This window comes from Chryseobacterium sp. UF-81 (assembly GCF_058245105.1).
Genome location: NZ_JBSIBX010000017.1, coordinates 72,830 through 82,524 on the forward strand (window position 1 = coordinate 72,830; position 9,695 = coordinate 82,524).

Genomic DNA, 9,695 nt, shown 5'->3' on the forward strand with positions numbered 1-9,695 from the left:
TCACATTATGAAAACCAACAGCGATGTAAAGACAAAGCTTTCTATACTTCTGTGCTGTATCTGCTTCCTGATCAATTCCTGTTCAGAACCAGTTTCTGCATCGAAAATTGAAGATATTTCCGATTTAAAAGCCGAAATTGAAATCTACCAGAGTTTAACGGATGAAAACGACAATTCCGTTTCCGTGATTCTGTATGATAAAAAAGGAAAAGAATTCGGCAATGATTCTGTGAAAATAACCGTCAACGGGAAAAAGGCGGAATACAAAATTATGCAGCAGCTGTATTACGGTAAAAACTACGATTACCGTGCTGAAAATGTACCTCCCAAAAATGACAGCTATGAGCTCCGGATCCAGCTGAGCAATGGGAAAAAGTTTTTTCTGTCCCGTATCCCTTCCCTGAAACTAAGCAGCTCGCGAAACATTATTTATAAAGAAAATGCGCCGCTGAACCAGGACTACTCGATACAATGGTCCGGACTCCAGGATGTCAATGTGCTCTATCTATCCAGAAGTGTTAAAATTCAGACGAAAGAAAAAAGCAATATAGAAACCTTTGTAGAACAGGCTGTAGACACCATAAAGATAGGCCCTTCCGGAAATTATACCATAAAAAAAGAAACATTCTCTAAGCCCGGTGAAACATTGAGTATGATGAGTTTTGAGTTCACAGCAGAAAAAGACGGAATAGTAAATCCGCAGCTTATAAAAGGAAGCAGCGGTAAGATCAGGAGCTATCATGAGGAAAGAGTAAGCTTTAAATAGTACTTTAATAACAATGCAACGTTTTATTGCAAGATCATGAAGAATTATGGTAGAGAAGAATCAATTTCTGGATGGAACTGGTAAAATTTCATACCCAAAACGTTCGGTCTCCAGAGCGTTTTTCTTTATTTTTACAGGCATCAACGATCAATCTATACTATCATATGAGAAAAATAATCCTGGACCTGGCTGTCACTTTAGACGGATTCATAGAAGGCCCCAATGGCGAAACAGACTGGTGCATCATGGATGACGATATGAATTTTGCCGGATTCCTTAACGGTATTGATACTATCTTTTACGGAAGGGTAAGCTACGATTCCTGGGGAAACTATCAGCCGGAAGAAACTGCAGATTCTGAAGAAAAGGAGTTTTGGCGTTCCATTCATGCTAAAAATAAATATGTTTTTTCAGGACAGGACAGAAAAGATCCGGGAGCAGTTTTCATCAGCTCTGATATTGCTGAAAAAGTAGCTGAAATCAAGAAGCAGGATGGAAAAGATATCTGGCTGTATGGCGGAGCGGGTCTTATTAAAACCTTCATTAATTCAGATCTTATTGATGTATACAGAATTTCTGTTCATCCCATTGCTTTGGGAAACGGAAAACCTTTGTTTGAAAACCTGAAAGAGCGGCTGGAGCTGAAACTGATGACCACAAACGTTTTCAGATCTGGAGTGGTACAGCTTATCTATGAGCCAAAAAAATAATAAATTAAATCTCAAAAATATATTAATCATGGAAAAATACGCGCAGTCTTCGGACGGACAGAATATTCATTATAAAGAAAGCGGACAGGGAAGCCCTTCCCTCCTATTTGTACACGGGTGGCTCGGCAATGGAGAATGGTGGAACAGCCAGCAGGAGTATTTCAGGGACAGATATCATATTGTACAGATGGATCTGGCCGGACACGGAAAATCTGACACTTCCAGGAATGAATGGACCAGTGCATTATACGCAGATGATATCAAAGCAGTCGCAGACCAGATAGATTCTTCCGGGATCATTCTTATAGGACATTCAATGTCGGGAGCTTACGTTCTCGAAGCTTCTTTAAAGATACCCAATGTAAAAGCACTTATTCTGATAGACACCGTAAAAAATCTTGACGAAGCGTTCACAGAAGAACAGGCTGAAGAGTTTTTATTCGTGCATTACCGCAATGATTTTAAAAATGCCGTTGAAAATATTCTTCCTCAGTATCTTTTTGCGGAAAAAACGCCTCCCGGTGTGCAACGTAGTCTTCAGGATGAGTTTCTTCAAAATACTTCAGAAAAAGCCATCGATCTGCTCAGACCTTTGTATAAGAAGGACTTCAGAGAAGCTGCGTCAAAAGTCCAGGTTCCGGTAAGGGCCATCAATTCGGATAACTTTCCTACCCACATAGAGAATAACCGGAAGTATTTAAAAGATTATAATTATACTGAAATAGCCGGGACAGGCCACTACCCTATGCTGGAAAATCCAAAAGAATTTAACCGTATCCTTGATGACGTTCTTAAAGAAATCAATGATAAACATTAAGTAAAAAGCCATGCAGAACACCAGAATTTATACTACTGCTTTTGCCAGTGTTTATCCTCATTATATTCAAAAAGCAGAAAAGAAAGGCCGTACAAAGTCAGAAGTTCATGAAATTATATTCTGGCTCACAGGATATGATGAAAAAAGTTTACAGGATATTCTGGAGAATAAAACTGATTTTCAAACATTTTTTGAGCAGGCTCCACAGATCAATCCCAATGTTTCAAAGATCACAGGTGTTATTTGTGGATACCGAGTGGAAGATATTGAAGATGAACTGATGAGAAATATCCGGTATCTGGATAAGCTTATTGATGAGCTGGCAAAGGGAAAGAAGATGGAGAAAATATTAAGGGAATCATAATTTGGGAGATGTATAAAAAAGAGCTAGCAAAAACTATTCAGAAAAATGAGCTGGTTCTGGTAGAATGAATCTACTTTGAAAGTCATGATAACAGCAAAATCATTATGTCAGTATCCTTGTCAAGGTTTAAAACCTTGACAAGGATACTCCTAGACTTTGTCTCTGAATAGCTTTTATAATACCTGTCCTACACTTATCCTCACTCTTCCGGCTTCTGACAACATAAAAAATTGTCTTTATCCGGATCAATAAATACGATAAAATTCCTTCAGATTCAAAAAACTTCCCGAAATTAGCAGCTGTGCGTTAAATATAATCAATGAAATAAAATTTTAAATCAGAACATACAGTAAAACTTAGTATAAGTTTTCTTCGGGGCAGGGTGAAATTCCCTACCGGCGGTTACAGTCCGCGACTCTCTTCTTCGGAAGGGACTGATTTGGTGAAATTCCAAAACCGACAGTTAAAGTCTGGATGGGAGAAGAAAATGAAACGGTCAGTAAGATTCCTTACGGGCTTATTGTGCCGTATTTCATTTCCATGTACCGAAGACTATTTTAACTTTTAAAAGTAAAATAACATGGAAAAATTATTAGAACAATTTGGAGCAACCTCCACAGAACGTGTAGAAAATGCACTTCTAAAACTGCAACAGGGAAAAGGAATTCTTCTCGTAGATGATGAAGACCGCGAAAACGAAGGCGATATCATCTTTCCCGCATCTACCATTACAGAAAAGGACATGGCGCTACTGATCCGCGAATGCAGCGGAATCGTATGCTTATGTATTTCGGAAGAAAAAAGTAAGCAGCTTAACCTCCGTCCGATGGTGGAAACTAACAATTCCAAAAATCAAACAGCATTTACCGTTTCTATTGAAGCCAAAGAAGGTGTTGAGTCCGGAGTTTCGGCTAAGGATCGCGTAACAACGATCAGAACAGCCGTAGCTGAAAATGCAGAAGCCGGGCACATCGCAAGCCCGGGGCATGTTTTCCCTCTGATTGCTAAAAAAGGCGGTGTTTTCGAAAGACGGGGACACACAGAAGGAAGTGTAGATCTGGTGAAAATGGCCAATTTGGGTGATGATGCCGTACTTTGTGAACTGACGAATGAAGACGGTTCTATGGCAAGACTTCCTGAAATTGTGAACTTTGCTACCCAAAAAGAGATGAGCGTTGTGACCATCGAAGACATTTATGCTTACCGTAAAATGGTGATGAGCAATTAAACTTAAACATTTTTAACGCACAAAGTCGCCTGCTGATGCTATCAGCAGGCTTTTTTATTAAAAATTTAAAAATAAACAAATAAATTTGGCATTTCAATACTATTTTTTGATTATTTTTAACAAAAAAAATCTTAACTATGAAAAAATCTTTACTCCTTTTACTAGGAGCATCTGCCCTGTTTTCTGCGCAGATCACGCTTACAAAAGCAGCCAATGACCCTATTTCCGGAAACGTTATCAATTACAATCATGTAACCGGAGCCGTAAACAACTCCGCAACAGGAGCCAACACTACGTTTTCAAACGGAGGTCTTACCATGGGAATTTCGTCAGTAACGACCTATTCCACTCCTACTTCTGTTGAAATAACAACATTTCCGGGTTCTACCATCAAAATGATAGACGGAACAACAACCGTTTATTATAAAGCCTCCGCTACTAAACTGGAAATTACAGGAATTATAAATCCACAGCTTACCTTAAATTTCAGCGTAGACAATGGTACTTATAATAATTATCCTACCACTTATGGACCGGCACAAAATGATACAGCCAAAGGAACTTTCTCGTCATCTGTTGCCAACGGATTATTCAGTGGCACAATGACTGCCCAGGCTGATGCATACGGAACCCTGATCGTAGGTAACCGAACATACACTAATGTTCTTAGAGTAAAATATACGCAGAACCTTAATCTATATTCATCTTTTGATGTTGTTTATGCCAACCCTATCGGGACAGCTACCAATACATCCTATGCTTATTACGACGCCACTCACAGATATGCCCTGCTAAATTCTACAAGCGGAAATGTGAGTGTTCCATTGTTGAGTATCAACCAGACAGTAGGCACCGCATTAGCTTTAAACGAAGCATTCCTGTCAACCAGCAATACTACAGTAAAAAAAGAAAATTTAGTGGTTTATCCTAACCCTGCACAGGACTTTATCGGTTTCAAAGGAAATACAGATAATTACTCCAAAGCAAATATTTACAGCCTGGATGGGAAACTGGTTAAAACATCAGATGTAAAATCCGGAAATATTCAAATCTCAGATCTTCCACCAGCGTCCTATTTCATAGAGATCAGTGGAAAAAATGCTACAGACACAAAGAATACAAAATTCATCAAAAAATAATAAAAACAAAGTCCCCGCTCCTACAAATGAGCGGGGATTCTTATTAACATTCAAAATTGTTTTTAAAAAGTAGCTGCAGGAGCTGTTTCGTTATTCAGCTTTCTCTGGATCTCTGTTTTCTTTCCTTTCGAAAAATCAAAGCTTACACCCAACACAAACATAGATTTATTATTCATAATTTTAGTATGAACATTATAGTCTACCAAACTTTCCGGGAGACTCTTAGTTTTATATTCTGAAGGCATGCCAATCCAGTACATTCCTGCGGTAAAGCTCCAGCTTTTGAGTCTGTAACTGGCAAAGAAATGGTTCTGATTCTCATTTGTATTAAGGAAGGCACCGCTGAGTGTATATACCGGGATATTGACCATATACTGTACACTGAACAATTTATATTCCGAGGATACTGAAAAGTTATTAGCGAGGTAATCATTTTTGATCAGCGCCCCTTTACTCGTTCTTAACGTCTCTGAGGTTGGCGTCAGCACAGCTTTCAAAACAAGCAGACTGCTTCCGAAAGGCTTATAAGAACCGGACAGCTGTATTCCATACCGCTGGGCATTTTTCCCGTTTTCGTAGGTCAGTGCATACCCTCCGAAAGTGTCATCCAGAACATAATACTGGTTGATGACACGATCCGTATACCGGTAGAAAAGAGCCGCATTAAAGTCAAACTTTTTATTGTTGAAAGAATAAATTAAATTATTGGAAAAATTCTGCTGTGACTTCAGAAAAGGATTTCCCTTCTGGACAATATTCGGAGCAAGTTGTACCACATTGCTGCTGAGTGCACTACTCCACGGGCTTGTAGGACTGTAACTGCTCGTCAGCCTGAGGCTTTGGTTAGTCTTCAGCTGATAACCCAGGATAACTTTTGGAGTGAATGACCATTCATCAAAGGTATTTGCAGCGCTTTTATTATGAATATTGGTCAGTCCCGCACCGATCCTGTAGCTGAATTTATCTACTTTTCCTGAAAATTCAGAATAGAAATACTGCTCCAGATAATTAACGCTGTACTGTGAATATCCAGCAAGATTATTCAGATCATTAGAAATAGCAGTACTTGAAATACGGTAGCCGGAAGAAAGTTTTCCCGCCTTAAAATCATGGGTATGCGCAAGTTCACCGACAAAATTAGTCTGCTCGGTTTCCAGGATCATATCATTGTCATATACTGAAACTCCGGACGGAATGATCCATTCTCTGGCAGATTCCGTAGTATTGGTGCTGTAATGGGAGCCTACAGCATTTAAGCTGAGCTCATCCTTAGGTCCAATCTTTTTTGAGTAATACAGGTCCAGCTTGGGAATAGCATAACTAGAACCGCTGTTTTTAAACATTTCATGTTCTTCACTGAAACTGTCTTTTGTAAAAACACTTTCTCCGGTACCCTTTGAAAACCTGCTTACGATATCCATATTCAGTTTGGCCTGGAAAGCATACTGATCAGGCACCATTCGGGTATAACGCAAAGCAATGCTCTGGGAAGTATATCCAAAATGATCTTTTCTGTTCTCATCCGAACGGTAATGTTCCCCGTTCAGCTGATAATCATAAATGCTCTGAACTTTTCTGTCATCGTAATCCCTTAAATTGAAGGAATACTCCAGTCCAAAATTATTCTTCCCTTTTGTAAAATTAGCATAGGCAGAGGCATTCACAAATCCCGTAGTTAACCCCGACATGGCATCTACCCCAAAAACATATCCAGTCTCAGTGGATCTTGTAATAATATTAATCACTGTTTCAGACCTTGAAGCCCATCTGGCAGGCGGAATGTCGTAGTACTCCACTTTTACCACTTCACTTGGGGCAACACTGCGGATCTGAAGATCTGTAGCCTCTATCCCGTTGATCAGAAAGAGAGTAGTTCCCCCTTTTGTACTCGTGATGGTATTAGAAACGGGGTCAAGTTGCAGCTCCGGCAGAGTCTGCAGCAGGTCTTTTGCATATCTTGCTTTTTCCAGAGCCTCTTTATCAAACGTATAAACAGCTTTGTCTGCAAATTGTTTCTTACGTTGAGCTTTCAGGATCACTTCCTGGATTTCTTTTGCTGCTCCCTGCTCAATTGTATCATTTTTTACGCTTTCCTGCGCAAACACAAAGGCTCCACAAAGAAAAAATACAGGATATAGAACTTTTTTCATATTCAGAAATAAAACGATGTTGATAAAAATAAGACATACAATATCCAGTATTTGTTACATCACTTTAAGTTTTTATTGAAAAATAAAGGCAAACTACTAGTTTCCAATAGGTATTTTCATCATATTATAGTACTCTATCAAATTAAAGTTAATAATTGAATTGATATTTTTCACACACAAGCCACCATTCCGGTCGTTACTTTCACTTTATACTCCAGCACTCAATACACAGAATTAAAAACAATTCCAATATTTCTAACTTAAAAATTGAATCATATTTAAATATCATTGATTTATTGCCCGTTTTTTGCTGATACTATGTTACACGCAAAATATAAAATCATGAAAAAGCTTCTCATCTTAATATCCTGTTTCCTGCTTTCAGAAGCAGACGCACAGGAAGCTCCGGCCATTTCCTCCGAAAAAATGAATATAATCAAGACGAATGTGACAGCCTATGCATTCAGAAATATCAACCTGTCTTACGAAAGAGCGATCAACCAGTGGTTCTCTCTTAATATAGGTTTTGGAACAATGACACAGGGAAAAGTACCTTTCATTAATGCCTTTTTAAAAGATGAAGATGAAAAAAGATTTCAGAATCTGAGGGTAAAAGCCACAAACTTCACCATTGAGCCCAGGTTTTACATTGGGAAAGGATATGGAAAAGGCTTTTATTTTGCGCCTTATTACCGGTATTCCGATGTTTCTTCCAACAGCTTTGATTTTTATTACGATTATGATGCTATTGATGGAAATACCTACCAGATCCCACTTAAAGGCCAGGGAAGCACCAGCGGAAACAGCGGCGGCCTGATGGTAGGTGTACAGTTCTTCCTTACCCGAAGCCAGAATCTGGTACTTGATTTCTGGATCGCAGGGGCCCATTACGGAAGCGGAAAAGGTGACTTCACCATGACCAGCAATTATGTGCTGACCCCGGAAATGCAGGCACAGCTTAAGAAGGAAATTGAAAATCTCGATATCCCTTTTGTAGACTACACCGTAGAAACGAATGCCAATGGAGCCAGAATAAAAGTGGACGGGCCATGGGCAGGCTTCAGAAGCGGATTATCAATTGGGTACAGGTTTTAAAAATCACACATAAACACAACCAGACCGTTCTTTCCAGGAGCGGTTTATTTTTTTGATGAAATTTGTATCTTGCCTTTCTTTTATACTACAAGCTAAATCTATGAATTCATCATCCATAACTACTGTCCAAAGAATCAAAGCCATTGTAGGAGGCTCTATCGGAAATCTTGTTGAGTGGTACGACTGGTATGCTTATGCTGCTTTTGCTATTTATTTTTCCAACTCATTTTTTCCGGATTCGGATCTTAATGCCCAGCTTATGAATACTGCAGGAATCTTTGCCGTAGGGTTTTTAATGAGGCCAATCGGGGGCTGGATATTTGGAAGTATTGCCGACAAGGTTGGGAGAAAAAAAGCAATGACCTTTTCTGTGCTGCTGATGTCTTTTGGATCGCTTCTTATTGCGCTTACCCCAACGTATAAAACGATCGGAATTCTGGCACCTGCACTGCTGCTACTTGCGAGATTACTACAGGGACTGAGTGTTGGCGGAGAATATGGTGTTTCGGCAACTTACCTCAGCGAAATGGCATCGGAAAACCGGAGAGGCTTTTATTCAAGTTTTCAGTATGTAACCCTTATAGGCGGACAATTGATTGCCTTAGGAATTCAGTTGATCCTGCAAAAACTGCTTTTAACGGAGAGCCAGCTCGAAGAATGGGGATGGAGAATTCCTTTTGTAATCGGGGCATTCCTGTCGGTTATTGCACTGTATTTAAGAGCTAACCTGCATGAAACTGAGGCTTTCGAAAATAAAAAAGAAGTCAGTGAAAAGAAAAAAGGAACAGTGACAGAGCTTCTGAAACACCCCAAAGCTTTGCTTACTGTCATTGGGCTTACTTTAGGCGGAACCCTGGCGTTTTATACGTATACCACTTATATGCAGAAGTTTTTAGTGAATACTGTGCATCTCACCAAAGAGCAGTCTACCCTGATCTCTTTTATTTCATTATTTATATTTGCCTGCCTGCAGCCTGTTTTCGGAGCACTGTCGGACAGGATCGGAAGAAGACCTCTTCTTTTAGGCTTCGGAGTTTTGGGAACGTTATTTACAGTACCGCTTCTCACAGCTCTAAGTAGCACAACTTCGATGTGGACTGCATTTTTTCTGATCATGGCCGCCCTGATCATTGTCAGCGGTTACACTTCAATTAATGCCGTTGTAAAAGCAGAACTTTTCCCTTCAGAAATCAGGGCGCTGGGAGTGGGACTTCCTTATGCCCTTACGGTAGCTATTTTTGGAGGAACTGCAGAATATATTGCCCTTTGGTTCAAAAAAGCCGGAACGGAAGAATATTTCTACTGGTATATTACCGGATGCATATTATTCTCCCTGATCGTTTATGCCGGAATGAAGGACACCAAAAAGACCTCAACACTGGATAACGATTAATGATCAGTCATAAAGCCGTGGGGGGGGGGGGGG

General features: G+C 39.7%; 9 protein-coding genes and 1 riboswitch. Of the genes, 8 read left to right on the forward strand and 1 reads right to left on the reverse strand.

The genetic code is table 11. The features are described 5' to 3' along the window. Nucleotides 1-7: 7 nt before the first annotated feature. The 6 genes from AC4IFE_RS19410 (at nt 8) to AC4IFE_RS19435 (ending at nt 5,024) form a co-directional block, all read left to right on the forward strand. A complete protein-coding gene (locus tag AC4IFE_RS19410; protein WP_490758767.1) occupies nt 8-766 on the forward strand; it encodes a hypothetical protein in 759 nt (252 codons plus the stop codon). 164 nt (nt 767-930) lie between these two features. After that, nucleotides 931-1,476, forward strand: a complete 546-nt coding sequence (locus AC4IFE_RS19415; RefSeq protein WP_490758768.1) for a dihydrofolate reductase family protein — start codon at nt 931-933, stop codon at nt 1,474-1,476. A 28-nt stretch (nt 1,477-1,504) separates the two neighbouring features. Beyond that, nucleotides 1,505-2,293, forward strand: a complete 789-nt coding sequence (locus AC4IFE_RS19420) for an alpha/beta fold hydrolase (protein ID WP_490758769.1) — start codon at nt 1,505-1,507, stop codon at nt 2,291-2,293. A gap of 10 nt (nt 2,294-2,303) precedes the next feature. Further along, nucleotides 2,304-2,657, forward strand: coding sequence for a DUF2200 domain-containing protein (locus AC4IFE_RS19425; RefSeq protein WP_490758770.1), 354 nt, complete (start codon nt 2,304-2,306; stop codon nt 2,655-2,657). 364 nt (nt 2,658-3,021) lie between these two features. Continuing rightward, a riboswitch (FMN riboswitch) is annotated at nt 3,022-3,147 on the forward strand. Nucleotides 3,148-3,237: 90 nt separating this feature from the next. Continuing rightward, complete coding sequence (gene ribB / locus AC4IFE_RS19430; protein ID WP_490758771.1) at nt 3,238-3,885, forward strand: 3,4-dihydroxy-2-butanone-4-phosphate synthase; 648 nt, start codon at nt 3,238-3,240, stop codon at nt 3,883-3,885. Nucleotides 3,886-4,022: 137 nt separating this feature from the next. After that, the gene (locus tag AC4IFE_RS19435) at nt 4,023-5,024 is read left to right on the forward strand and encodes a T9SS type A sorting domain-containing protein (protein WP_490758772.1); all 1,002 of its coding nucleotides are present in this window, start codon (nt 4,023-4,025) and stop codon (nt 5,022-5,024) included. Nucleotides 5,025-5,086: 62 nt separating this feature from the next. Here AC4IFE_RS19435 and AC4IFE_RS19440 read toward each other — a convergent pair whose 3' ends face one another. Beyond that, entirely contained in the window at nt 5,087-7,174 is a 2,088-nt protein-coding gene (locus AC4IFE_RS19440; protein WP_490758773.1) for a TonB-dependent receptor plug domain-containing protein, read from the reverse strand. 342 nt (nt 7,175-7,516) lie between these two features. Between AC4IFE_RS19440 and AC4IFE_RS19445 the strand changes: the two genes are divergently transcribed. Both AC4IFE_RS19445 and AC4IFE_RS19450 read left to right on the forward strand, forming a co-directional pair. Beyond that, nucleotides 7,517-8,269 carry a DUF3575 domain-containing protein gene (locus tag AC4IFE_RS19445; protein ID WP_490758774.1) on the forward strand — a complete coding sequence of 251 codons (753 nt, stop codon included), beginning with the start codon at nt 7,517-7,519 and terminating at the stop codon, nt 8,267-8,269. Nucleotides 8,270-8,369: 100 nt separating this feature from the next. Then, the gene (locus AC4IFE_RS19450) at nt 8,370-9,662 is read left to right on the forward strand and encodes an MFS transporter (RefSeq protein WP_490758775.1); all 1,293 of its coding nucleotides are present in this window, start codon (nt 8,370-8,372) and stop codon (nt 9,660-9,662) included. Nucleotides 9,663-9,695: the final 33 nt, after the last annotated feature.